This window comes from Micromonospora sp. NPDC048898, from assembly GCF_043198035.1.
In the GTDB taxonomy this organism is placed as follows: Bacteria; Actinomycetota; Actinomycetes; order Mycobacteriales; family Micromonosporaceae; genus Micromonospora.
Genome location: NZ_JBICUF010000015.1, coordinates 90,441 through 113,944, shown reverse-complemented (window position 1 = coordinate 113,944; position 23,504 = coordinate 90,441). Strand labels below are relative to the sequence as shown.

Here is a 23,504-nt window from a genome sequence, read left to right as displayed (position 1 = left end):
TCACCATCGAACGATGCCGCAGATCCAGCAATTAACACGTCAGGCCGGCTATTCGTAATTCGGACAGTGCTGCCCGCTGTCAGCGCTAGACACGCCCAGACGGAAGGTGGGACCTAATGGTTATCGAGAGGACTGCCGGCAATCGACGTCGAGGTATAGCGGCTATTGTCCTTGCTCTCGCGGTAGGAATGGGCGTGGGTCAACTGACGCCGATCGTGCCGGCCTCGGCGGAGAAGCCCGTGCCGCCGGCTCCACCCGGCGCCGGACCGCAAACCCCGTCCGCCAAGGTGCCACTGGCCGGCGTCGACATGGCTCAGACATACGTGAACCCGATCAATCTGCCCGGGATGGCCGTGCGCAACATCGTAGGGACCATGCCGCCTACGGACGAGAATGTCGCAGACACTTCGCAGATCCCGGCCAGCTTGAACCTGGAGACGTGGACGGCGGCGTCCGGGCGGACTCTCGCGAGCCGATCCACCGTCGGGTTCTCCAGAATTTCCGAGAACTCCGCACGGACCGGGGCGGACTGGTCCGCTCTGAACGTCGACGGGACCATCTATCTCTATGCATCAGGTGCCATGCAGAACGCACCGAACAACAACCGCACTGTCTGGTCCACCACCGACTACCTCACCTGGACGCCCCACGAGATGAACCTGGGCCTGGTCGCACCAACCGTCGTGCAGCTCGGCGACAAGTTCTACATGGCCGGCAACAACACGCCGGTCTATCAGGCGGACTCGCCCACCGGGCCGTGGACCAGCATGGGCAGTTTCCTGCGCCCGAGCGGCCAGACCCTGAGCGTTGGCGACGTGCAGTTCTTCCCGGACACGGACGGCCGGCTGTACCTGACGTACAACATCGGCTCGCCGATCATGGGCGTCGAACTCGACCCGAACAACCCTCGGCAGCTCATCAGCGACCCGGTCGTGCTCTGGACCTTCGACCCGCGCCAGGAGTGGCAGCACATCGGTGACAACAAGGCGACCTACACGCATGGGTACGTGGAGGGTTCGCAGCTGTTCAAGGTGCGGGACACGTACTACCTCTCGGTCGCATCCGGTGGCACGGAGTTCACCACGTACGCGACCGGCGTGATGACGTCAAAGAAGCCACTGTCCGGGTACAAGGTCACTCAGCAGAACCCGATCGGCTACGGAAACAACCACCCAAGTGCGGTATATCCGAACGCTGGGCACGGCAGTTTCGTACTCGACAGGTCCGGCAACCTGGTGTTCTTCTACACCTATGTCATCGCGTACGAGGAGTTCTTCGAGCGGCGACTGGGGATGGACATCTGCAACGTGATTCCCGCCGGTCCGAAACGGGGAGCGATCGATTGCGAGTTGTCCAACACGCCGCAGCTGGCCCCGGGGAAGAAGATCTCGGGCAGGGACGACACCGGACTCTACAACGTGGCCACCAACAGTCAGGCGTACTGGGCGAGCAGCTATGCGCCCGGGCGCAACCCGTACTACGGAAGCGACCGCTCCCTATCCACCTGGTGGGAGCCGGCGGACGGCGATACCGCGCCCACGTACATCAGGGGCTTCGGGACCGTTTTCCACATCTCCGCCGCGCAGATCCAGTGGAAGGAACTCGGACGCACGTTCACCAAGGACAACGCGGTGCGGTACACGCTGGAGTACAAGGACATCCCCACCAACACGTGGCGAACCTTGGTCGACAGGAGTACGAACTCCACCGCGTACACGGCTGACTACGTCACCTTCGATCGGGTGCTGACGAACGCGGTCAGGCTGAAGGTCCTGGGTACGACCGAGAACGTCAAGGTCGGAGTCCACGAACTGAACGTTTTCGGGGAGAACTACAACCTGGCCGTCGAGAAGGGCATGCTCACTCGATAGTCCGGTTGCTGGGCCGTGCAGTAGGAGCGGGCGAGATCAACAGATCTCGCCCGCTCCTACCTGTGCTGCATTAGGGGTGCCCACGCGGCTTGCGCACCGTCAACTTCTGGTAATTGGCGGCGTGGGGCTGGTAGGTCGGGTTGCCGGAGTAGGCAACGTGGACCCGGTAGGCCCCGGGCTGCAGATCGGCGGTCGGCAGTTCGACGACGGCCCTACCGTCCGCCAGTGGCACGACGTGCGCGGTGCCGCCGAAGGTGACGGTGACCTCGCCGGTCGGGGTCGGAGCGTGGTGCTTGCGCCCGCCCGCCGGCCCAACGCTCACGTTCAATCTGAACGTGTCCCCGCGAACGACCGATGCCGGCGCGGCCTTCGCCTGGACCTTGACGGCGGCCGGGCCGGAAGGCACCCCGAACGACGCCGTACCCACCGACGCCTTCAGGTAGTCGAAGCCGAGGTACTCGGCCTTGACCGTCCGGGCACCCGCCGGCAGACCTGTCGGCAGCGTGACCGTGGCTTTGCCGTCGCTCAGGTGGGCGAGCTTCGACCACGAGCCGATGCTGAGCCGCACCTGACCGCCGGTCTCGAACCCGTCAGCCGCGGTGACTGTCACGGTGGCCGTGGTCGTCTGCGCGCCGCTGGCGTACGGCTCGACAGCCACCTCGGTGGTGGTCGTGACGTCGCTGTTCGGGATTCCGCGGATATCGTTCCACTCGCGAACGGTCAGCGGGATCACGGTGCCGTGACGCGGACGGACGACACCCGCGTTGGTCATCGTGATCGCCTTGGCGTTCCAGGTCGGGGCCTCGATGTTCTCGTGACACGCGGCCTGGTATCCGCCACCGTTCGTGTACCGGTCACCCCAGAGGTAGAACTGGCCGGGGCAGGAGGTGTCACCGGGGTTCGCCTTGAAGATGACCGGTCCCTCGTACCCCTGGTTGGCGACCCAGGTCGTGCGCCCCAGAGCCGGCGCGACCAGTGTCCAGTTGTTGATGTTGCTGTCCAGGAAGTCGGTGTGCTTCTCCGAGAAGATGTCCGAGCCCTGGTTGCCAGCCTCGTTCTTGGTCACCCGGTAGTAGTGGTCACCGACCCGGATCGCGGTCGTGTCGATCCGCGACAGCGGGGCCGGATCCTGCCAGACCTGGGGAGCGGAGAACGTCTGGAAGTCTCGCGTCGTGGCATACCACATCTGCGCGTTGCCCTGACCGGTGCGGTTCACCGGGTCGCTCCACAGCGACTGCGCCCAGAACACGACGTAGGCGCCGATCTCCTCGACCCACAGCGACTCTGGTGCGAAGGCGTTGCCCGCGTTGTCGGGCGCGACCTTCACGTGCCGCTGAGGGGTCCAGTTCACCAGATCGTGCGACTCGAACACCTCGATGTACTGGGTGTCGTTGATGGCGTACCCACCCTGGTCGTACCAGTTCAGGTCGGTGGCGATCATATAGAACGTGTCGCCGTCGGGGGAGCGGACGATGTGCGGGTCACGAAGCCCCTGGTCGCCCAGTTGCGAGATGAGCGACGGCCGACCTCCGGTCAGACCGGTCCAGTCCAGAGCGGTGTTTCCGTTGGACGTCGCGAACATGATCTGCTCGCCGTCGGCAATTCCCTCGCCCTTGAAGTACCCCATGAAGTACCGCTCGTACTCCTCGGAACGCGGCATGGCGGCGATGGTCACCGGGAACGACTTCTGCTGCGACGCCGAACCCTTGGTGACGGTCGCCGTCAGGGTGGCGGCAACATCCTCATGGCCGAAGGCCGGGCGGCTGACCACACCCGTCGAGGTGACGAGGCCGCTTGTCGACGTCCAGGTGACCGTGGATCCGAACTCGCCCTTGGCAGCGAGGTCGAGGTTTCCGCGTACCTCGTCGGTGGTGTCCAGGGTCAGGTCGAAGGCGTCCCGGTCGACCGCCTGGGCATCGTCGAACTCGGCCTTCACCACGACGGGGATCTCCCGGGTGGTGACCTCCTGGGCGCCCTTGCGGACGGTCGCCGTGAGCGTGGCTGTCGCGTCGGGCTGTCCCTGCGCGGGTCGGGTGATCCTGCCGGTCACCGCAACCTTGCGTGCGCTGGGGAGGGCTGGCGGGGTGTTCACCTCGACGACCGACGGGTCCGAACTCATCCAGGTGATGGTCGAGCCCGCCACGGAGCCCACCTTGGGCAGAACGATATCGCGTACGACCGCACTGGTCAGGCCGAGGTCGATGGCCGCGGCGTCGGCGCGAACCCCGTCGGAGACGGTCTTCTGGGCCAGGGCGAGTGTCTCGTCGAGACGCACTGCCCGGTCGTACACCCGGAAGTCGCGGATCGTTCCGCGGAACGAGTAGTGGCCCGACGTTTGCGAGCGACCGAGGAAGTTGCAGTTGGTCCCCGCAGCGCTCACCGACGGCGCCGTGGTCAGGTCAGTCGACGTCGCGTGCAGCACGCCGTCGAGGTAGAGCCTGCCGGTCCAGCTCGTGCCGTTCGAGTTCAGTGACTGGGTGTAGGTGACATGAGTCCACGCTCCCTCCAGCATGCGGACCCGGGTCTGTTGGAGGTTCGTCGGACCCACCGCGACGCGGAACCGCTGCGTGTTCGACGCGAAGATGGAGCCCTCGGCACCGGTGTCGACGTCGCACGAGCCGGACTTGCGGCCAAAGCCCCACATCTGGTGCTCGCCGACGTTTGCCGGGTCGACCCACACGTCGTAGTCGACGGTGAGGTTGGACATGCCGGCGGTGATGTCGTTCGGCAGTGCCACGTATGCGCCGTCGAGGGCGCCCTCGTAGGAGTCGGGGTTGAACCTGACTCCTTTGCCGGTCAGGGCCGCCTTCTCGGGATTCACGAGCGTGGCGTTCGCCGCCGCGCCCGCGCTACCCGAGTTGACCAACGTCGTCCCACTGGTCTCGTCGAGGGCGAAGTGGTGCACCAGACCCTCGTCGAGCTGCTTTTCGGCAGCGTGCGTGGGCGTCGCCGCGAACGAGACCGAAAGAAGCGCACCCAGTGCCAGGACCGCGACACCTCTACCCTTGCGACTCAGCCCGAGACGTGGCCTTCGCTGTCGCAGTCTCAACTGATCCTCCTCGATCGGGGTGGGGGTCTCTCTAAGGTGGACGGAACTGTTCACGCTAACTACGGCCTGCTGCCAGGTCAACGCAGCGCGTCGCGGCCCGAGGGTCACGGAGCCCGTGGTTGATGTGCCGGCAACCGGGGGAGCGCCGGCCGCGTGGCGGTGTCCGAGCGCCCGACTCAGTGGGTGTCGGGTGGGCCGGCGTGCTGGTGTCCATCAGCGCCCTCCGCTCACCGTTCCGTTGTCGACCGGGGTGGTGGTTCGGGGTAGCCAGAGTGCGAGTACGGCACCGAGGGCGACCACGGCCGCGCCCACCGCGACCGCCGGCCTCAGGCCGTCCACGAAGGTTGAGCCGGTGCCGTACCCGCCGTGGGCGGCGAAGACCGAGGCGAGGACGGCGACTCCGACGGCTACGCCGAGTTCGCGGACCGAGTTGTTGGTGCCGGAGGCGACGCCCCGGGCGCCTGCCGGCACACTGGCCATGGTCGCGGTGCTGATCGGGGCGAAGGTCAGTCCCATCCCGATGCCAGCCAGCGCCAGTGGCACGGCGAGCACGCCGTAGGCGACGTCGGCCGTGCTGACCAGGGCGAGCCAGCCGAGTGCGCTGGCGAGGGCGCCCTGACCGGCGACGATCAGGTTGCGGACGCCGAGCCTGCCCACCAGGAGCCCGGCCAGCGGGGCAACCACCATCGGCGCCATGGTCCACGGCATCGTGCGTATCCCTGCCTCCAGTGGACTCAGTCCCTGCACCACCTGGAAGAACTGGGCGAGCAGGAACACCGAGCCGAAGACGCCGACCGAGAACGTGAACGCCACCGCGTTGACGAGGCTGAAGGTGCGGGAACGGAAGAGCCGCAGCGGCAGCATCGGGGCCGAGGTTCGCTGCTCCCACCAGAGGAAGCCGCAGATCAGCGCGGTGCCTCCGAGCAGCGCCGCCATCACCCCGGGCGAGGTCCACCCGTGCTCCTCGCCGTGCACCACGCCCCAGACCAGGGCCAGCACGCCGGCGGTGGAGAGGCCCAGGCCGGCCGGGTCCAGCCGGGACGACGGGCCACGTGATTCGCGCAGGGTGATCGCGGCCAGTCCGACGGCGAGCAGTCCGACCGGTAGGTTGAGCCAGAAGATCCACGTCCAGTCCAGCCCTTCGACCACCGCTCCGCCGACCAGTGGGCCGACAGCGACGCCGAGACCGCTGATTCCGCCCCAGATTCCGATGGCGGCGTTGCGGAGTCGCTCGGGGATGGCGGCGGCGAGCAGGGTGAGCGACAGCGGCAGCACGGCCGCTCCGGCCGCTCCCTGGACTGCCCGGGCGGTGATGAGCATCCACGGTTCGGTGGCCAGGGCGCAGGCGGCGGAGGCCAACGTGAACAGGCTGATGCCGGCGAGGAAGAGCCGGCGACGGCCGATCCGCTCGCCGAGCGCGGCGGCGGTGAGCAGCAACGCGGCGAAGGGAAGCGTGTACGCGTTGACGAACCACTGCAGGTCGGTCAGGGAGGCGCCGAGTTCCGTCCTGATCACCGGCAGTGCCGTCGTCACGACGAGATTGTCCAGGGTGACCATGAACATCGGCACGCCGACGGCGGCGAGCACCGCCGCCAGGGATGGGCCGTCGGGCGGGTCGGGCGGGCCGGGAGGAAGCATGGCGGCGCTCTCGGTGACGGCGTCTACACCGGGCATCAGGGGCTCCTTGTTGTTATCGAATGATAACTAGACTCCTGTGAAAATAGTTATCGACTGATAACATGTCAACGTCCCTTTGAAGGAGTGTCGATGACCAGGACCCGGCTGACCGCCAGCGAGCGCGGCGAACAACTGGTGGCCGCAGCGGTCCGGGCGTTCGCCGCCACCGGTTACGCCGGTACCAGCACCGATGACGTGGCTCGGCTGGCCGGTGTCTCGCAGCCGTACGTGGTCCGGTTGTTCGGCTCCAAGCAGCGACTGTTCATCGCCACGGTCGAGCACGCCGCCGGCCGGATCGAGCAGGCATTCCAGCGGGCGGCCGAACGGCGGGGGGACCTGCCGAGCCTGGCCATCGCCTACGACGAACTGCTGACCGAGCATGACCTGCTCGCCGTGCTGCTGCATGGGTACGCGGCCAGCTCCGACCCGACGATCGGCTCCGCCGTACGCGCCTGCTTCGGCCGGATCTACCAGCTGGTCCGGGACCTGACCGGGGCGACCGCCGAGGAGACTCGCGAGTTCCTCGCCACCGGAATGCTGCTCACCGTGATGGCGTCGATCCGCGTCATCGGGCCCGACGCGGTTGCGCCGGAACCGTGGATGTCGGAGATCGCGGAGACCATCTACAAGGCCGATCCGGAAAGCGAGTCCGAACCTGCCGGCAAGGCGGCTGAGCGAGCCGGAAGGTAGTAGCCGATGGCGACACCCGGTGCCAGCGACCGGGCACCCGGGCGCCGCGGCACTCGCCCTCCCGCCGAGCATCCAGTCCGAACTGCTGACCCGCAGGCCAGCCGGAGGGCAGCCGGGCCAGGTACCGGTATCGTCGGCGTTCGATCGGGACGGATCACTGGCGAGGGGGACCGCGGCGATGAGCACACCGCTGAGGCCGCATGATCCACGCGAGGTCGGGCCGTATGAGCTGCTCGGCCGACTCGGCGCGGGCGGCATGGGCACCGTCTACCTCGGCCGAGCCCGCAACGGCCGGCTGGTCGCCATCAAGGTCATCCAAACGGCTCTCACCGACGATCCTGACTATCGCGCCCGGTTCCGCAGCGAGGTCAATCGGGCCCGGCAGGTTCCGCCGTTCTGTACCGCCGAGGTGCTGGACGCCGACGTCGACTGCGACCAGCCCTACCTCGTCGTCGAATACGTGGACGGGCCGACCCTGACGGAGGTCGTCCAGGACAACGGCCCGCTCTCCGCGGGCGCCCTGCAGGGTGTCGCGCTCGGCGTGGCCACCGCTCTGGCCGCCATCCACTCGGCCGGGGTCATCCACCGCGATCTGAAACCGCAGAACGTGCTCTTCGCGCTCGGCAACCCCAAGGTCATCGACTTCGGGATCGCCCGTGCCTACGAGGCGACCAGCCAGCACACCCGCACCGGCGAAATGGTCGGCACCGTGGCGTACATGGCGCCGGAGCGGCTCGACGCGCAGGGCCGTGAGATGAGCTATCCGGCCGACATCTTCTCCTGGGCCGTCGTGGTCGCCTACGCCGCGACCGGACACACGCCGTTCGACGCCGGATCTCCGACCGGGACAGCCATGCGGATCCTCACTCAGCCGCCTGATCTTGACGGCATCCCGATGGCGCTGCGGGAGATCGTCGCGCGGGCGCTGTCGAAGGAGCCGGAAGAACGCCCGACCGCGCGCGAACTGGTGGACTTGCTGGTCAGCAGCGGTTCGACCCCTCCGTCCGACGGTGGCCACGCCCAGCGCACCCGAGCCATGACGTCCACGCCGGTGCCGGCTGACCGGTCCGGCGGGGCCGGTATCCGAGTCGGTCGTCCCCGCCTGCCCGGGACGAGCCGCAGAATCAGGACAGCGGTCAGCCTGGTCGTGCTGGTGGCATTGGGGGCGGTAGGGCTGTACGTGGGCAGCACCGCCCTCAACGGCCGCGACGGGCCGACCCGTGCGGGCGACGCCCGCACCGCAGCCGTCGGCGGTGCCACGCCCGCCGGCCCGAGGACGATCATCCAGGACTCGCTGTCGCCTCCCCAGGTCTGGAAGAACTACGCCAGCAAGACGCTGAAGTGCGCCTTCGACGCCGACGCGAAGCTGTTCATCGTCGGCACCGACAAGAACACCTCTCAGCGGTGCCCGGGCCCCGCCGTCGCGGTGCCCGCCGACCAGGTCATCAGCCTGGAAGTCGGAATGCAGTCCGCCGATTCGTGCGCCTCGATCTGGTGGTTGGACGCCGGCACCGAGAGCTACCAGTTGGTGCTCTGCCCCGACAGCTTTTCCGTGCAACGCAACTTCGGCCCGGACAGCGGCTCCCAGCCACTGGCCGGCGCCCAGCTCAAGACTCCGATCACCGTGGGCACCGCGAACCGCGTCGTGATCACCATCAAGGACTACACCGCTGTGGTCAACGTCAACGGTGCCCTAATCGGCCGCGCGGTCCTCAGCGACCGATCTCGGACCAGCGGGAAGATCTCCCTGGGCATCAACGGGCGCGGCGACGGCAAGGCGGCGGGCGGCTTCGGAGTGATGTTCGGCAACGTCACGGTAGCCACTCCCAGCTGATCTCCCGGGCGGCCGGTCGTGGGTGCCGGTGGCTTCCAGCGAACTCATCGTCACACCGAGGAAGGTCTGCGTCTCACCCGGAGGAGTGAGGAGTCGCTCCCGCCGTCGATGGACGACGTGGCCGCCGTGCGCGCCGAGGATAGATCTCGTCAAGCCGACGGAACACATCGGACGCAGAGGATCCTCATGAAGAAGACACGATTCACCGCCACCCTGGCCGCGGTGACCGCGGTGACCGCCATCGTCACCGGAGGTGCCGCAGTGCCGATGGCCACGGCCGGTGTCCAGCCCACGCTGACGGCCACCACCGAAACCGTGCGGGCCCTGGCCGAGTGCCCGGAGCTGCCCAGCCTCCCGACCGCGCGCTGCGGGCAGATCACCGTGCCCCGCGACCGCGCCAACCCCGCAAAGGGCACGATCGACATCGGTTTCGCGCTGGTGCCGCGTACTGACACGTCGCAGCCGGGACTGGGCACGATCGTGCCGAACCCGGGTGGCCCCGGCTCGTCGACCATCGACCTGACCGGCCATTATTTCGCGGAGTCCCTTGAGCCACTGCTCGACCGTCGTGACCTGCTGCTGATCGACACCCGCGGGGTCGGCCGCTCGACCCCGCTGACCTGCGCGGCGCTCGACGGTCCGAACAAGGTGTTCGTTTCCCTGCCCAAACAGCGTCAGATGATCGGTGAGTGCGGTGAACAGCTCGGCGACAGAGTGTCTGATTACACCAGCAACGCCGTCGCCGACGACGTCGACGCAGTGCGGGCGACGCTGGGCCTGAGCCGCCTCGACCTGCTCGGTGTCTCCTACGGCACCTATCTGATGGCCGGCTACGCTACCCGCTACCCGCAGCACGTGCGTACGGTCACCATGGCCGGCGCGTACGCGATCAATGTCGACACCATCGGCGAGGTCAACGCAGCCGCGTTCCGCCGAGCGGTACGCCTGGTGTGCGAGCGGACCGGCGAATGCGACGGCGACCGGGTGATCTCCGACCTCGCCGCACTGATGAAGCGACTGCGGAAGAATCCGGAGAAGCTCACCGTCACCTACGACGGGGTCAAGCACCGGGTCACCCTGGACGAGTGGCAGATGACCTCCGTCGCCGGCGGGGTCTACGCCAAGCAGCCCGACACCGAGACCCAGCTCGCCCTGGCCGGCGCCGCCGCCGCCGCACGCCGCGGCGATCTCACCCCGGCACGCGCTCTGGTCCGCAAGAGCCTGCTCAAGTCGGCCGAGGACGCCTCCTACGGCGCCCTGGCCAACGACACGCAGTCCTGGGCCGTCACCTGCCACGACTACCTGCGCGACTTCGATTACGCCGACCCGATCGCGAAGCGCACCCGGCAGTACAACGCAGCGGTGGCGAAGCTGAAGAACTCCGACTTCGCGCCGTTCTCCCCCGAAGTGTGGGTCTCCCGGGCCGACTATGACACCGGGGCCTGCCTGCGCTGGCCGGGCGCTGCCACCGCGCAGCCCCCGTTCGAGCCGGGCGCCACGATGCCCGACGTGCCGGTCCTGGTACTCAGCGGTGACCTCGACGCCAACACCCCGATCGAATCCGGTGACGCCGCCGCCGCGCAGTTCCCGCACGCCACCCACAAGGTGATCGAAGGCGCGGGGCACACCCCGGCCACCACCCCCGAGGGCGTCAACGAGATCATCACGTTCATCCGCGACGCGAAGGTCTGACCATCCGATGTGGAGGAGAGGGGGCGTCATGCGTGACGAACACGACGAGAACGCCGCACTGCGCCGGCAGTCGCTGCTGATCGCGATCGGCTGCGTGATCGCCGACGGCGCCCCCTTCCTGCTCAAGGTGTCGCAGCACCCACCGCACCCGGCCCTCTGGATCGCCGGCCTGGCGATCCTGCTGGCCGACCTGGCGCTCGCGCTGCCGGCCCGGACCGCCGGGCCGGTGGCGGTGCTGCACGCCGTCGTCCGGGTGGCGGCCGCCCTCCTCCTGCTCGCCGTCATCGGCGACCGCGACAGCATCGGCAACGCGACAGGTCTGGTCGTCGCCGGGTACCGGGCCGGAGCCTGGGTACCAGGTCGGCGCTCCTGGGCCGCGCTCGCCGCCCTCATCACGGGCATGACCGCGACCCAGGTGATCCAAGGCTTCGACGGAACCGCCGAAAGTCTCCTGATCACCGTCTCCAACACCGTCCTGCCGTGGATGATCGGGCGGCACACCACCGGTCGCAGCGGTTACATCGCAGAAGTTCGCCGCAGGTCCGAGCAGATTCATCGGGAAGCAGAAGAACAACGTCGTGACGCGGACCTCGCGCTGACCCAGGCGGTCGAGACCGAACGCGCGGCGATCGCCCGGGACCTGCACGACACGATCTCGCACCACGTCAGCGCGGTGGGTGTGCACGCAGCTGCGGCCCGCCTCGGTATGAAGTCGGGTCTACCGGCGACCAAGGACCGCACGGTGGCGTCACTGGAGCAGGTCGAGACGTCGAGCCGCGCCGCGCTCGGCGACCTTCGCCGCATGCTCGACCTGTTGCACGGCAACGACTCCGACGGCGTACGTCAGCCCGGTCTCGACGGTCTCGACGACCTCATCGACGGCAGCCGCCGCGCCGGTCTGACCGTGAACCTGACCATGGACGATGAGGCCCCCCGAGCCCTGCCGAAGTCGCTCAACCTCGCTGCCTACCGCATCGTCCAGGAAATTCTCACCAACGCCCTGCGCCACGGCGACGGCACCCTGGACCTCACCCTCACCCACACCGACACCGAACTCCTGATCATCGGAAGCAACACCACCAGCCCGCTGGCCGGCGCGACCTCCGGCACCGGACGAGGCCTGGACGGCATCCGCCACCGGGTCGGCATATTCGGTGGCTCCGTCACGATCGGCCCCCCACCGGAGGCGCCCGGCACCTGGCGCACCGGCATCACCATCCCGCTCCAGGAGTCCCGTTGACCGCGATCCGCGTCCTGCTCGCCGACGACCACGAGTTCTTCCGCTCCGGATTTCGCAATGCCCTGGAGACCCAACCCGACCTCGAATGCGTCGGCGATGTCGGCGACGGGCTGGCCGCCGTGACCGAGATCGAACGGCTACGTCCGGACGTCGCCGTCCTGGACGTACGCATGCCTCGGATGGACGGCCTCACGGCGGCCGAAACCGTCCTGTCGCGCGGCACCGAAACCCGCATCATGCTGCTCACCACCTATGACGACGACAGCTACGTCTACCGGGGCCTACGCGCCGGGACCAGCGGCTTCTGCCTCAAGAGCATGCCCGTCGAGGAACTGCTCGGCGCCATCCGGGTGGTGGCCCGCGGAGACGCGCTCATCGACCCGTCGGTGACGCGCCGCCTGGTAACCCGATTCGCCGACGGCCTCGCCCCGGCAACCATGGGCCAGCCCCTGGCACTCGACCGGCTGACCACGCGGGAGCGCGAGATTCTGCTGGAGGTGGCCCGCGGCTACTCCAACGCCGAGATCGCGAAACGCTTGTACGTCGGGGAACAGACGGTAAAGACACACGTCTCGCACCTACTGACGAAGTTGGAGCTGCGCGATCGGGTCCAGGCCGTCATCTTCGCCTACGAGAACGCGCTGCTCTGACCCGAGGCGGCGGTAGCGGGCGAGTCGGTGGCCCCAGCTCAGGACATGCCGGATGCCACCCTTGGCGTACCGCGCGTCAAGTTGCGCCGGCGGGCACGAAGAAGCGGCCGGTGCTGTCAGGCACCGGCCGCTCGTCGAACAGTGTCTCTGCGGATGTCAGGCAGGGGAGTGCCTTCGACCTGTGCTGATGCGTGGGCGTCAGGAACGAAGGGTACGCAGGCCGGTGCGGATTTCGCTGACCAGGATGTCGGGTTGTTCCAGGGCCGCGAAGTGCCCGCCCCTGGCGGCCTCGCCGTAGTGGATGAGATTGCTGTAGGTGTCTTCGATCCAGCTGCGTGGCAGGAGTGGGATGTCGCTCGGGAAGACGGTCACCGCGACCGGAAGCGTCAGCTTGGGGCCGGCGAACGTGCCTGACTTGTTCTCCCAGTAGATGCGGCCCGACGACGCTGCGCTGTTGGTGAACCAGTACAGGGATATCGTGTCGAGTATGTCGTCGATGCTGAGCGCGTCCTCGGCAAGCCCCTGGTTGTCGGTCTTGGACTGGAACTTTTCGTAGATCCAGGCTGCCTGACCAGCGGGAGAGTCGGCCAGGGCGAATCCGACAGTTTCCGGCTTCGTGCTCTGGAGGTGGTTCGAGCCACCGAGATCGCCGGCGTAGAGGGCGAGGGTCTGCACGGCGTGGCGTTGTTCGGGCGACAGGGTGTCGGGTATTTGTGCGGGGAAAGCGAACTGGGTGTTCAGATGGATGCCCAGCAGCCCTTCGGGTTGCATGGCCCCGAGGGCGGTGGTGACGACGGCACCCCAGTCTCCGCCGTGCGCGGCCCATTTCGGGTAGCCGAGGCGTTTCATCAGCTCCACCCATGCGCTTGCTATGCGGGGTACGGTCCATCCGGTTTCCGTGGGCTTCTGGGAGAACCCGAACCCGGGTAGTGACGGGACGATGACGTCGAAGGAGTCGGCGGCGTCTCCTCCGAACGACACCGGATCGGTGAGTGGGCCGATCAGCTTCAGGAAGTCGACGATCGAGCTCGGCCATCCGTGCGTGAGGATCAGCGGCAACGCGTTGGGATTCTTGGACCTGACGTGGATGAAGTGGATGTCCAGCCCATCGATATTGGTCAGGAACTGGGGCAGACGATTGAGCTCGGACTCGAAGCGCCGCCAGTCGTAGCTGCGCTCCCAGTGGCCGACCAGGGATCTCGCGTTCTCTACGCGAACCCCTTGTGACCAGTCGCCCACCGTTTCCGGATCCGGCCACCGAGTCCTGGCCAGCCGCTGCTTCAGATCGTCGATCTCCGAATCCGAGATCGAGACGGTGAACGGGCGGACGAGGGTCGAGGTCGGCGGCGTCAGTGCATTCATTGACCGTCTCCCGAGCTTCGAGGGTGTCTATTCACGGATGGCCCTGCCGGAGAACGAGATGTGGAGCCGGCGGGTCAGTTGCTTGTGGATGCACTGGTCGCGGCGACGCGGGGGGCGTGAGAATTGGCGCCGGTGCGGAGGAGTGCGACGGCCACGGCGAGTTGCCAGATGACGATGGTGTAGACGGAGCCGCGTTCGATCGCGCCCGAGGGCAGGCCGGCATCGAAGGTGAGGAAGAGAGCGGTTACGGAGACCAGGCCGAATGCTCCGACGACGATGCTGATGAGGCCGATCAGCCGCGTCTGGGGAGCCTTGCGCCAGTGGAGGCCCAGGACGAGGGCAAGCACGTTCCCGCCGAGAATCGCCAGCGTCGCTCCGGTGAAGTGCAGGGCAAGCGTGCCGTTCTGTTGCGCCTGCAGGGAACCGTGGAAGGTTCCGACAAGGATGTAGCCGATCATCGTCACGATCCCCGTCACGGCGGTGAAGGTACGGGACCGCCCGCTGATCGTCCGCGACAGCAGCACTGTGGCGATCCCGAAGAGGATGCCCTGAACGATGAATCCGGAGTTCATGACGACGTGCAGCGGCGAGTCGAGTTCGCGACCTTGGAATACCCCGGCCGTTGCGGATCCGAGGTCGCTGATCCAGTTGTCGGCGTAGCTGTAGCTGGGCGATTTCCACGCCGCCGCTGTGATCGCTTCGGCGGCGAGATAGATCACCGGGCCCAGCAGGAAGGCGGCAGCGGCGAGGGGCCGGAGCTTGCTCATGATGTTTTCCATTTCTGTTTGAGGGGGATTGGTGTCAGTCGTCGTTCGAACCAGAGGTGGGCCAGGACGATCAGAGCCAGGCAGACCACGAGCGTTCGGCCACTGACGGCGGTGGCGAGCAGGCCAAGCAGCAGTGGGGCCGCGATGCCTGTGGTGACCCGCGAGATCGTCCTCGGCAGGTCGGCACTGTGGCTGGCGACGCCGGTGAGCACGCCGAGGGTGAAGTAGGCCGCGACCGCGCCGCACAGCAGCCAGCGGCCTTGGTCGGGCAGTGGGTCGGAACCGTGACTGACCACCAGGGAGAGCGGCACGGCGATGGTGGCGACGACGCCGGTGACCAGGCAGTGCAGGCCGAGGGCGGCGCGGGTGCCGATCCGGCCGGGGCGCAGGTGCGGCAGGCCGGCGTATCCGAAGACGACGGACAGGCCGAACATGCCGGCCAGCAGAACGAAGGACGCGATTGCGGTGGTCAGCAGGCCGATGTCGTACCGCGCCTCGCTTGCGGCGGCGACGACCTGCACCACCGATTCGCCCAGCACGATGATGACGAAGAGTCCCAGTCGCTCGGAGAGGTGGGCCGGATCGACCGATACGCCGTGGATGACCGGGCCTGTGCCGTCGGGGCGGCCTCCGGATCGTGGCCGACGCCGACTTCGTTGTGGCGCGGTGAGGTACGACTGGACGCGTTGGAGCATCCTGCTGCCGGACAGGACCAGGATCAGCAGCAGGTCGAGGCCGACTCCCGCTGCCCAGAGCGCGAGTTTCCAGTGTTCGTCGACCCAGAGCGACGCGACCCAGGGCAGCAGTCCCACCGAGTACTGCACCACCGGGAAGTCCAGCAACACCGCGCCCCGTTGCCACGACTTGGACCCGTAGACGCGCGTGGCGATGTATGCGATCGCGAAGACGTTGAGCGGACGGATGTCGCTGCTGTGCCCGAGCACGGTGTGTGCCACGCCTGGCACGGACGCGGCCATGGTGCCGAGGCCGAACATGCCGACCATCAGCCGCAGCACGCGGGTCTGGCCGGCGGCGACGTTGCCGTACAGCATGAACGTCGTCCAGGACAGCCACAGAGCCAGGAACAGCAGTGCGTAGAGACCGAGCGCCGCGGCGTCCAGTTCAGGCCCGAGCACGTGTGCCAGGGCGGCCACTCCGGCCACCGCCACGAGGTCGAAGAAGAGCTCGGCCCAGCTCGCGTGCCGCTCGACCCTGGTGTCTCTGGACTCTTCGTCGATGCTGATGTCGGACCTCCGGGACGATGTGGTCGGGTCGGTTCGTGGGCGATCCGTCAGCGGGCGAGTGTGCCGCTGCTGGTAGTGGCGCGCAGGCCGCGGTCGAGAAAGCTGATCATCCAGGTGAAGCTGTCGTCGACGGACGCGTCGATCTGGAACCCGCCGGCCGCTTCCAGCGTCGAGAACCCGTGCACGGCGCTGCGGAGCATCCGCAGGGCATGAATCTCCTGAACGGAGTCCAGGTGGTAGCCGCGCAGCATGGCCGCCCAGGACCCGACGACCCGTTCGAGGGCGGGAACGAGCGGGTCGTCGGGCCCGGTCGGGCGGGCGGCATTGCCGGCCGCGTACCGGCCCGGGTGTTCCTGCACGTAGGTCCGCATCGCCTGCGCGCCGGCGGCGAGGGCGTCGCCGCCGGCCCGCCCCTGGATGGCGTCGCGAATGGCGTCAGCGAACTCGGCCATGGCCAGGACAGCTATCCGGTGCGCGAGATCGGCCTGGCTGGCGACGTGTTTGTAGAGCGCGGGGGTCTTGACTCCGAGCCGTTCGGCTACCAGACCCATGCTGAGGTTCTCGAAGCCGATCTCGTCGATCAGGGCGGCACCGGCCTCGGTGACCGACTGCGGGGTGAGCCCGGCCCTAGGCATTCGCCAGCGTCTTGTCGAGGAAGGGCAGGGCCAGCGCGAGGACCTGGTCCGGCGTCTGGACGTGTGCGTAGTGACCGGCACCCTCGATGACGACGAGCTCACCGATGCCCCTGGGCAGGTCAGCGATGATCTTCTCGCCCTCGGCGCGGGGGTCGGCCCAGTCGGGGTCGAGGCTGCCCTCGATGACCAGGACGGGGCAGGTGACGTTGGCCAGCTGCGCGCCGGCGTCGGTCGGGCTGGTCTTGCACATGGCCTGCAGGACCTTCATCCGGCCGGGCTCGCTCAGCTTCGCCTCGATGCGCCTCAGCTCGGCGTCCCAGTCGGCGGGCTTGACCGGGTACGCCGCGTCGAGGTACTTCTTCCAGCTCGCCAGACTTCCCCGGACCAGGACCTGCGCCATCTGGCTGTAACCGGTCCGGAAGCGCTTCACCCGGATCAGCCCGCCGAGATCGAAGGGTTGTACGCGGGTGAACGGCGCCAGCTCGATGACGCCGTTGATCAGATCGGGCGCGGTGGCCGCCGCGATGGTCGCCGCGCCGCCGCTGATCGACTGGCCGATGATCACGGCCGGACCGCCGAGGTGGCGCACGAGAGCGACGAGGTCACCCGCGATGTCGGTGCGGCTGTAGCCGTCCCAGCCCAGGCTGGAGTCGCCGCAGCCGCGGATGTCGACGTTGGCGACCCGGTACCCGGCGCCGGCCAGGGCCGGAGCGAGGAAACGGTAGGAGTGCCGGCTGTCGCCGATGCCGTGCGCCAGGACCACGAGAGGGCCCTGCCCGGACACGTCATAGGCGAGGTTGTTACCGGCGATGCTCAAGGACTCGGTCACGACGACCTCCGCAGAATTGGTTAACGGTGCTTCCTGAAGGTTAATGCGATTAACTAGATGCGTCAAGCGATCTTCTTCGACGGCGCTCGCACCTCGTCTGGGGGCCGGTGTCAGCGCACGGACAGCGTGCGGCTACCGGGTGCCGTGCGCGGCGGGTGAGTGGCCTTCGCTCGCCATGGCGGCGAGGACGGCGTCGAGCAGGCCGGGAAACCTGGCGTCCAGGTCGTCGCGCCGCAGCGAGTGCACGATCACTCGGCCCTGCCTGCGGGCGAACAGCACCCCGCTCTCGCGCAGGACGCGCCAGTGATGGGTGGCTGAGGATGCGGGGACGTCCGGCAGCACCGTGCCGCACGTCAGTTCCTCACCGTCGGCGAGGCGCTGGATGATCTGCAACCGCACCGGGTTGGCCAGGGCGTCCAGGACTCCTTCCAGCCGTAGCTGGGCGCGGTCCGGATGGGTCAGTGTTCGCACCCTTCGACTGTACGATAGATTACGTACAATCGCACCGGCAGTATGACATCGACGAAGGAGAAGCCATGAGCGCGTACCTGGTGATCGAAGCGACTCCGGCGGACGCCGAGCGGTTCGGCGAGTACGAGCGGCAGAGCCTCCCGCTGGTGATCAAGTACGGCGGTGAGCCGCTGGCCCGCGACACCGACACGCTCCCGATCGAGCGCGACGATCGCCCCGCGATCGGCGTCATCATCAAGTTCCCGGACAAGCGGGCCGTCCAGGCGTACTTCGACTCGCCGGAGTACGCACCGCTGCGCGCGTTCCGCCAGACCTTCACGCAAGCTCGCGCCTTGGTCATCGAGGACTGAGCCTGAGTGGGCACGAACCTCGCGCCGTCAGTGGTCGGCCTGATGGTCGGGGCCGAACGGGCGCGGCGTATGCCTGATGCCGTTGAGGACGAGTGTCAGGCCACGCTCGAACTCCTGGCCGCTGAACTGCGCCCCGACCGGGGCCAGCTCGGCGAGGGTCGGTAGTGCGCCCTGCGCAAGTGCTTCGATGCGCGCGGCGGCGGAGGCGGGATCCTTCTCGCGCGTCAGCGCGCCGGCCAGCTCGTTCTGCGCGATGCCCGTGACGAACGCCGAGACGGCGCGGAATGCGACGAAGAGGTCGACGCCCTTCAGGCCGCCGCGAGCGAGTGCTGCCGCGAGCGCCTCGGTGGGGGCGAGGCTGGCGCGGGACGAGGTGCGACGGGTGAGGATGAGCGGAATGACTGCCGGATGGGCGCGGTAGGTGCGCCACAGGGCGGTGGCCACGGCCCGCGTGTCGGCCAGCCAGTCGTCGGTCGGCCCGGGTAACTCGACGCGAGCGGAGACGGCGTCGACCACAAGCTCCTCAAGCGCTTCGCGGCTCTCGACGTAGTTGTAGAGGGTCATGGGGCCGGTCTGCAGCGAGGCCGCGAGGGAGCGCATGGTGAGCCCGGCCAGACCATCCCGGTCGACGATCGCCAGCGCGTGTTGCTGGATGTCCGTGAGGGTGAAGCGTGCTCTCATGCTGGCTGCTCCTGGAGACAGGTACGGCGTACGTGTCTGACGGTACTATACGTACAGCGTACGCATTCCGGTGGCCGTGGCCCACATCACTTGACACGTACAGCGTACGCAAGTCACGCTTACGTACGTCGTACGTATCCGGGTTGGCAGTAGAAGGAGACCCCATGACAACCAAGACCGCTCTCGTCACCGGCTCGACGAGCGGAATCGGCCGCGCCACCGCACTCACACTCGCCCGCGAGGGCGTCCGCGTCATCGTCTCCGGGCGTAATGCCGAACGAGGACTGGAAGTGGTGGAACAGATCCGTGCCGAGGGGGGCGGGGCCGACTTTGTCGCCGCCGACCTCCGCGACGCGCACTCCGCGGTAGAACTCGCGGCCAAGGCCACCCAGGCCGCCGAGTCCGCGGGCGGAACCCTCGACATCCTCGTCAACAACGCGGCCATCGGAGCCGGTGGACCAACCGCGGGCACTGCGGAGTCGACCTTCGACGCGGTACTGGGCACCAACCTGAAGGCACCGTTCTACCTGGTCGCGAACCTTGCACCCGCGATGGCGGCACGAGGCGGTGGAGCGATCGTCAACGTCTCCACCCTCGCCGCCGAAGTCGCCCTACCGGGCCTGTCGGTCTACGGCGCGAGCAAAGCCGCCCTGGACCTGCTGACCAAGAGCTGGGCAGCCGAATTCGGCCCAGCCGGAGTGCGAGTGAACTCCGTGCGTCCCGGCCCGACCCGCACTCCAGGATCCGAAGCCCTGGGGGAGGCTCTGGCGCAGCTCGCCGCACAGGCCCCGCTCGGTTTCATCGCGGATCCGGAGGACATCGCCGCCGTCATCGCGTTCCTCGTCAGTGACGAGGCGCGGTTCGTCACCGGCGTGATCCTGGACGCGAACGGGGGCCGCACGGCCGTCTGAGCCTCGATGGCTCTGACCAGGCCAGTAACCTGCCGCCTATCCCGCCCCGCAGGTGGGTCCGCCAGGTATCGGTGGCTCCCACGGTCGGCCCTCGCACCGGACAGCAGCGTCAGCCTGAACCGGGTCTCGTCCTCGGGGTCCGGAGCCGTCGAGAGTATGACGATCTTGCGGTCGGCGTCGCCCTCCGTCATGCCGCTGCTCGATGGCGCCGCCCGGTGACGCCCCGGCGGTCCTGGCGGATACCAGGACCGCTGGGGCCTGGGTGCCCGGAACGCTTCTTCAGCGCTGCGCAGGCGCCCCGGCCGCCTTCCCCCGGGCTTCGTCAGCAGCCGTGACGAGGTTGAACACCGTGTACGGGTCGTGTCCGCGGAACAGCAGTGAGATGACTAGCGCGGCCATCGCCTCCAGATGCCGGGCGTACGTGACATCGCCGACAGCCAGCGGCGCACAACCCAGATCCTCGATCAGCGCACCGACCGCGGCCCGGGCCTGCTCGTCGTCGCCGCAGAAGGGGACCACCAGCGGCCGGCCGTCGAAGGTGGGCGGGTCGAGCTGCCAGACCTTCGCCTCGCAGAGGTTGAACGCCTTCACCACCCGGGCGCCGGTGCGCTGCTGAATCTGCTCGGCCAGCGAGGTGGCGCCGGAGGTGACCGAGAAACCCGTCAACTCCACCGGGTTGGTGCAGTCGACGACGACCTTGCCGGTCAGTGCACCCCGGCCCGCCCCGGCCGCGTCGAGGACATCCGGCACGGCCGTATACGCCACGGCCAACAGGGTGACGTCCGCCGCCTGCGCCGCGTCGGCGAGCGAACCGCTCCGCGCCCCCAGGGCGGTCGCCAGTTGCTGCGCCTTGGCGGCGCTACGTCCGCCGACCAGCACGTCGTGGCCCGCTGCCGCCCAGCGCCCGCCCAGCGTGCGTGCCATCGTGCCGGTACCCAGGATGCCGATCTTCATCATGTCCTCCGCTGTCTCGGCCGGCCGCGCGGTCCGGCAAGTGGGGAAACGATAGAGGTACCCGCCGGACACCACTGCTGAGTGGTACCACAGCTACCAGCAAATCTGCTGATCTGTTTGCCCAGGCCGCGCCGGCGGACAGTAAGACTCACCTGTCCACTGTCTGCAAGGAGTGTCCCGCGGTGTCCAATCTCGCCGAATCAGCGCCATCGGGTCGGGGAGCGACGGCGGACCTATCGCCGGCGCCTCCGTCGCGCGTGCGCGCCAACCTGCTGCTGCTCCTGCTGTGCATGGCCGAATTCATGATCGTGCTCGACTTCTCCATCACCAACGTGGCGCTGCCGACGATCCAGCGCGAGCTGTCCTTCAGCGACGGCTCGCTGCAGTGGGTGGTCAGCGCCTACGCCCTCGGCTTCGGGGGCTTCCTGCTGCTCGGCGGCCGCATCTCCGACCTGTTCGGGCGCCGCCGGCTGTTCATCATCGGCCTGGTCGCCTTCTCCGTGGTGTCGCTGCTGGCCGGCTTCGCGCAGGACGCCACCCAGCTGATCATCCTGCGCGGGCTGCAGGGCCTCGCCGCCTCCCTGGTCGCGCCGGCCGCCCTCTCCCTGCTGACCACGTCCTTCCCCGAGGGCAAGGAGCGCAACCGGGCGCTCGGCGCGTACGGCGCCGTGCTGTCCTTCGGTTTCGTCGCCGGCGTCATCCTCGGCGGCGTGCTGACCGATGCGCTGAGCTGGGAGTGGGTCTTCTTCGTCAACGTGCCCATCGGCCTCGCCACGGCCCTGTTCGCCCCGGTGCTCGTGCCCCGCCCGACCGCCGCCGCGGGCCCCCGCCCCCGGCTCGACGTGCCCGGCGCGATCACCATCACCGGCGCCGCGGTGAGCATCGTCTACGGCTTCTCGATCGCCAACACCGAGGGCTGGCTGTCGGTGAGCACCCTGGGGTCGTTCGCGCTGGGCCTGGTGCTGCTGGCGCTGTTCGTCCTGGCCGAGCGCCGTTCGGCGGAACCGCTGGTGCCGCTGGAGATCTTCAAGGTACGCAGCATCGTCGGCGCCAACGTGGTCAACGTCCTGTTGATCGGCGCCTTCGTCGGCATCACCTACGTGCTCACCCTCTATCTGCAGCGGATCAAGGACTACAGCCCGCTGGAGACCGGGCTCAGCTTCGCGGTGCTGGGCCTGACCGCCATGGTCGCCGGCTTCACCGGGGCCAAGCTGGCCGGCAAGCTGGGCCTGACCCGGGCCATGCTGCTCGGCGTCCTGCTGCAGGCGGTCGGCGCGTTCGTGGTCGCCACGCTCCCGGCCGAGAACTCCCTGGCCTACATCCTGATCGGCACCGCGCTGATCGGCTTCGGCAACGTCGCCGCGGTCGTCATGATCAGCATCACCGCCACCGCCGGCGTGGCGGACCACCAGCAGGGCCTGGCCGGCGGGCTGCTCAACACCTCGCAGCAGCTCGGCGCGGCGATCGGCGCGGCCGCCTTCGCCGCGATCGCCGCCTCGCGGACGGCGTCGCTGCTGCCGGAGGACACCACCGGCAGCGTCAGCGATCCGGCGGCCCTGCTCTCCGGCTTCCGGTATTCGCTCGTGTGCACCGCGATCGCGGCCGTGATCGCGGCCGTGATCGGCGCCGTGATGCTCCGGACGCGCGCCGACCGCACCTCCTAAGACCGACCGATCCGGCCCTGCCGCCGCCGCCCCCCCCGGCGGGCGGGGCCACCGGATGCGCGGCGCGGCTGCCGGCCGCGCCGCGCATCCGCGCATCCGGTCAGACCGGCGATCGGTTGGTCAGTTCCGCCGAGAGCGACCGCAGGCGGGCCCGGTTGGCCTCGTCGTACGCGGCGGGATGCGCCTGCGCCTCGCGGAGCTGGTCGAAGTAGCGTCCGGTGACGCCATCCAGATCGGCGTCGAGAGCCAGCCGGGACACGGCCTCGACCCCGTCGGCAATGGTGCTGATCGGGGTCGACACAATCTTCGTCGGCATGTACGTCGCCGGGTGTAGGGCGTTGACGGCGACTCCGCTGCCCTGAAGCTCGGCGGCCAGGTCAAAGGTGAACATGATCTGCGCCAGCTTGCTCTGGCAATATGCCCGGCGCCCGCCGTAGCCGCGGGTGAGCATGACGTCGGTGAAGTCGATGGGCGTCTGCCCGGCCGAGCTGACGTTGATGACACGGGCCGGGGCCGAGCGACGCAGCAGGTCCAGCAGCCGGTGCGAGAGCAGATAGGTGGACAGGTAGTTCACGGCGAAGCGCAGTTCGAACCCGTCGGCGCTCTCCAGGCGCGCGGTGCCGCCGGGCACGTCGGCGCCGATGCCGGCATTGTTGATCAGCACGTCCAGCCGGGGCTCGGCCGCGGCGACCTGATCGGCCAGCGCGTGCACCCCGGCCAGCGAGGAGAAGTCCGCCCGGTAGCCGCGCGCCTCGCCAGAGCCGGTCGCCCGCACCTGGCGCACGGTGGCGGCGATGCGCGCGGCCGAGCGGCCGTGCACCAGCACGGTGGCGCCGCGACGGGCGAGGGCGACGGCCAGGCCGTGGCCCAGCCCGTCGGTGGCGCCGGTGATCAGCACGGTCGGCGGCTGGCGCAGTGGCATGATGCTCGCTC

At 68.4% G+C, this 23,504-nt stretch carries 20 protein-coding genes; 9 read left to right on the top strand and 11 right to left on the bottom strand.

All coding sequences use genetic code 11. The annotated features are described in order from the left end of the window. Window positions 1-116 precede the first annotated feature (116 nt). On the top strand, window positions 117-1,871 hold the full coding sequence (locus ACGFIQ_RS29240; protein WP_393248708.1) for a family 43 glycosylhydrolase: 1,755 nt from the start codon (window positions 117-119) through the stop codon (window positions 1,869-1,871). Window positions 1,872-1,941: 70 nt separating this feature from the next. Here ACGFIQ_RS29240 and ACGFIQ_RS29235 read toward each other — a convergent pair whose 3' ends face one another. Both ACGFIQ_RS29235 and ACGFIQ_RS29230 read right to left on the bottom strand, forming a co-directional pair. Continuing rightward, window positions 1,942-4,974, bottom strand: a complete 3,033-nt coding sequence (locus ACGFIQ_RS29235) for an immunoglobulin-like domain-containing protein (RefSeq protein ID WP_393248707.1) — start codon at window positions 4,972-4,974, stop codon at window positions 1,942-1,944. Between the two features lie 159 nt (window positions 4,975-5,133). After that, window positions 5,134-6,594 (bottom strand): DHA2 family efflux MFS transporter permease subunit, encoded by a 1,461-nt coding sequence (locus tag ACGFIQ_RS29230; protein WP_393248706.1) that lies wholly within the window; start codon window positions 6,592-6,594, stop codon window positions 5,134-5,136. Between the two features lie 93 nt (window positions 6,595-6,687). Between ACGFIQ_RS29230 and ACGFIQ_RS29225 the strand changes: the two genes are divergently transcribed. From ACGFIQ_RS29225 to ACGFIQ_RS29205, 5 genes are all read left to right on the top strand, one after another. Further along, the gene (locus ACGFIQ_RS29225) at window positions 6,688-7,287 is read left to right on the top strand and encodes a TetR/AcrR family transcriptional regulator (RefSeq protein WP_393248705.1); all 600 of its coding nucleotides are present in this window, start codon (window positions 6,688-6,690) and stop codon (window positions 7,285-7,287) included. Window positions 7,288-7,465: 178 nt separating this feature from the next. Continuing rightward, entirely contained in the window at window positions 7,466-9,121 is a 1,656-nt protein-coding gene (locus ACGFIQ_RS29220) for a serine/threonine protein kinase (RefSeq protein WP_393248704.1), read from the top strand. Window positions 9,122-9,307: 186 nt separating this feature from the next. After that, window positions 9,308-10,813, top strand: coding sequence for an alpha/beta hydrolase (locus tag ACGFIQ_RS29215; RefSeq protein ID WP_393248703.1), 1,506 nt, complete (start codon window positions 9,308-9,310; stop codon window positions 10,811-10,813). Window positions 10,814-10,841: 28 nt separating this feature from the next. Beyond that, a complete protein-coding gene (locus ACGFIQ_RS29210) occupies window positions 10,842-12,053 on the top strand; it encodes a sensor histidine kinase (RefSeq protein ID WP_393248702.1) in 1,212 nt (403 codons plus the stop codon). Next, a complete protein-coding gene (locus tag ACGFIQ_RS29205; protein WP_393248701.1) occupies window positions 12,050-12,703 on the top strand; it encodes a response regulator in 654 nt (217 codons plus the stop codon). The genes ACGFIQ_RS29210 and ACGFIQ_RS29205 overlap by 4 nt, the downstream gene beginning before the upstream one ends. Before the next feature lie 198 nt (window positions 12,704-12,901). Here ACGFIQ_RS29205 and ACGFIQ_RS29200 read toward each other — a convergent pair whose 3' ends face one another. From ACGFIQ_RS29200 to ACGFIQ_RS29175, 6 genes are all read right to left on the bottom strand, one after another. Then, entirely contained in the window at window positions 12,902-14,065 is a 1,164-nt protein-coding gene (locus ACGFIQ_RS29200; protein WP_393248700.1) for an epoxide hydrolase family protein, read from the bottom strand. Between the two features lie 74 nt (window positions 14,066-14,139). Then, window positions 14,140-14,832, bottom strand: a complete 693-nt coding sequence (locus ACGFIQ_RS29195; protein ID WP_393248699.1) for a DUF998 domain-containing protein — start codon at window positions 14,830-14,832, stop codon at window positions 14,140-14,142. Continuing rightward, window positions 14,829-16,070 (bottom strand): low temperature requirement protein A, encoded by a 1,242-nt coding sequence (locus ACGFIQ_RS29190; protein ID WP_393248777.1) that lies wholly within the window; start codon window positions 16,068-16,070, stop codon window positions 14,829-14,831. The genes ACGFIQ_RS29195 and ACGFIQ_RS29190 overlap by 4 nt, the downstream gene beginning before the upstream one ends. Before the next feature lie 53 nt (window positions 16,071-16,123). Continuing rightward, window positions 16,124-16,711, bottom strand: coding sequence for a TetR/AcrR family transcriptional regulator (locus tag ACGFIQ_RS29185; RefSeq protein ID WP_393248698.1), 588 nt, complete (start codon window positions 16,709-16,711; stop codon window positions 16,124-16,126). Next, entirely contained in the window at window positions 16,704-17,540 is an 837-nt protein-coding gene (locus ACGFIQ_RS29180) for an alpha/beta fold hydrolase (protein WP_393248697.1), read from the bottom strand. Before ACGFIQ_RS29180 ends, ACGFIQ_RS29185 begins: the two co-directional genes overlap by 8 nt. Window positions 17,541-17,672: 132 nt before the next feature. After that, entirely contained in the window at window positions 17,673-18,011 is a 339-nt protein-coding gene (locus tag ACGFIQ_RS29175) for an ArsR/SmtB family transcription factor (RefSeq protein WP_393248696.1), read from the bottom strand. A gap of 65 nt (window positions 18,012-18,076) precedes the next feature. Between ACGFIQ_RS29175 and ACGFIQ_RS29170 the strand changes: the two genes are divergently transcribed. Further along, window positions 18,077-18,361, top strand: a complete 285-nt coding sequence (locus tag ACGFIQ_RS29170; protein WP_393248695.1) for a DUF1330 domain-containing protein — start codon at window positions 18,077-18,079, stop codon at window positions 18,359-18,361. Window positions 18,362-18,388: 27 nt separating this feature from the next. Here ACGFIQ_RS29170 and ACGFIQ_RS29165 read toward each other — a convergent pair whose 3' ends face one another. Further along, window positions 18,389-19,042, bottom strand: coding sequence for a TetR/AcrR family transcriptional regulator (locus tag ACGFIQ_RS29165; RefSeq protein ID WP_393248694.1), 654 nt, complete (start codon window positions 19,040-19,042; stop codon window positions 18,389-18,391). Between the two features lie 164 nt (window positions 19,043-19,206). On the opposite strand from ACGFIQ_RS29165, the gene ACGFIQ_RS29160 reads away from it, so the two are divergent. Continuing rightward, a complete protein-coding gene (locus ACGFIQ_RS29160) occupies window positions 19,207-19,953 on the top strand; it encodes an SDR family NAD(P)-dependent oxidoreductase (protein WP_393248693.1) in 747 nt (248 codons plus the stop codon). Between the two features lie 279 nt (window positions 19,954-20,232). Here the strand turns inward: ACGFIQ_RS29160 and ACGFIQ_RS29155 are convergent, their stop codons facing one another. Further along, window positions 20,233-20,907 (bottom strand): NADPH-dependent F420 reductase, encoded by a 675-nt coding sequence (locus ACGFIQ_RS29155; RefSeq protein ID WP_393248692.1) that lies wholly within the window; start codon window positions 20,905-20,907, stop codon window positions 20,233-20,235. 257 nt (window positions 20,908-21,164) lie between these two features. On the opposite strand from ACGFIQ_RS29155, the gene ACGFIQ_RS29150 reads away from it, so the two are divergent. Further along, the gene (locus tag ACGFIQ_RS29150) at window positions 21,165-22,571 is read left to right on the top strand and encodes an MFS transporter (protein WP_393248691.1); all 1,407 of its coding nucleotides are present in this window, start codon (window positions 21,165-21,167) and stop codon (window positions 22,569-22,571) included. 100 nt (window positions 22,572-22,671) lie between these two features. Here the strand turns inward: ACGFIQ_RS29150 and ACGFIQ_RS29145 are convergent, their stop codons facing one another. Continuing rightward, window positions 22,672-23,493, bottom strand: a complete 822-nt coding sequence (locus ACGFIQ_RS29145) for an SDR family NAD(P)-dependent oxidoreductase (RefSeq protein WP_393248690.1) — start codon at window positions 23,491-23,493, stop codon at window positions 22,672-22,674. Window positions 23,494-23,504 lie beyond the last annotated feature (11 nt).

Coding starts and splice junctions, on each gene's coding strand:
- ACGFIQ_RS29185 (WP_393248698.1), bottom strand. CDS start 16,711: ATGCCTAGGGCCGGGCTCACCCCGCAGTCGGTCACCGAGGCCGGTGCC.
- ACGFIQ_RS29240 (WP_393248708.1), top strand. CDS start 117: ATGGTTATCGAGAGGACTGCCGGCAATCGACGTCGAGGTATAGCGGCT.
- ACGFIQ_RS29200 (WP_393248700.1), bottom strand. CDS start 14,065: ATGAATGCACTGACGCCGCCGACCTCGACCCTCGTCCGCCCGTTCACC.
- ACGFIQ_RS29215 (WP_393248703.1), top strand. CDS start 9,308: ATGAAGAAGACACGATTCACCGCCACCCTGGCCGCGGTGACCGCGGTG.
- ACGFIQ_RS29160 (WP_393248693.1), top strand. CDS start 19,207: ATGACAACCAAGACCGCTCTCGTCACCGGCTCGACGAGCGGAATCGGC.
- ACGFIQ_RS29220 (WP_393248704.1), top strand. CDS start 7,466: ATGAGCACACCGCTGAGGCCGCATGATCCACGCGAGGTCGGGCCGTAT.
- ACGFIQ_RS29170 (WP_393248695.1), top strand. CDS start 18,077: ATGAGCGCGTACCTGGTGATCGAAGCGACTCCGGCGGACGCCGAGCGG.
- ACGFIQ_RS29165 (WP_393248694.1), bottom strand. CDS start 19,042: ATGAGAGCACGCTTCACCCTCACGGACATCCAGCAACACGCGCTGGCG.
- ACGFIQ_RS29195 (WP_393248699.1), bottom strand. CDS start 14,832: ATGAGCAAGCTCCGGCCCCTCGCCGCTGCCGCCTTCCTGCTGGGCCCG.
- ACGFIQ_RS29225 (WP_393248705.1), top strand. CDS start 6,688: ATGACCAGGACCCGGCTGACCGCCAGCGAGCGCGGCGAACAACTGGTG.
- ACGFIQ_RS29155 (WP_393248692.1), bottom strand. CDS start 20,907: ATGAAGATCGGCATCCTGGGTACCGGCACGATGGCACGCACGCTGGGC.
- ACGFIQ_RS29210 (WP_393248702.1), top strand. CDS start 10,842: ATGCGTGACGAACACGACGAGAACGCCGCACTGCGCCGGCAGTCGCTG.
- ACGFIQ_RS29145 (WP_393248690.1), bottom strand. CDS start 23,493: ATGCCACTGCGCCAGCCGCCGACCGTGCTGATCACCGGCGCCACCGAC.
- ACGFIQ_RS29230 (WP_393248706.1), bottom strand. CDS start 6,594: ATGCCCGGTGTAGACGCCGTCACCGAGAGCGCCGCCATGCTTCCTCCC.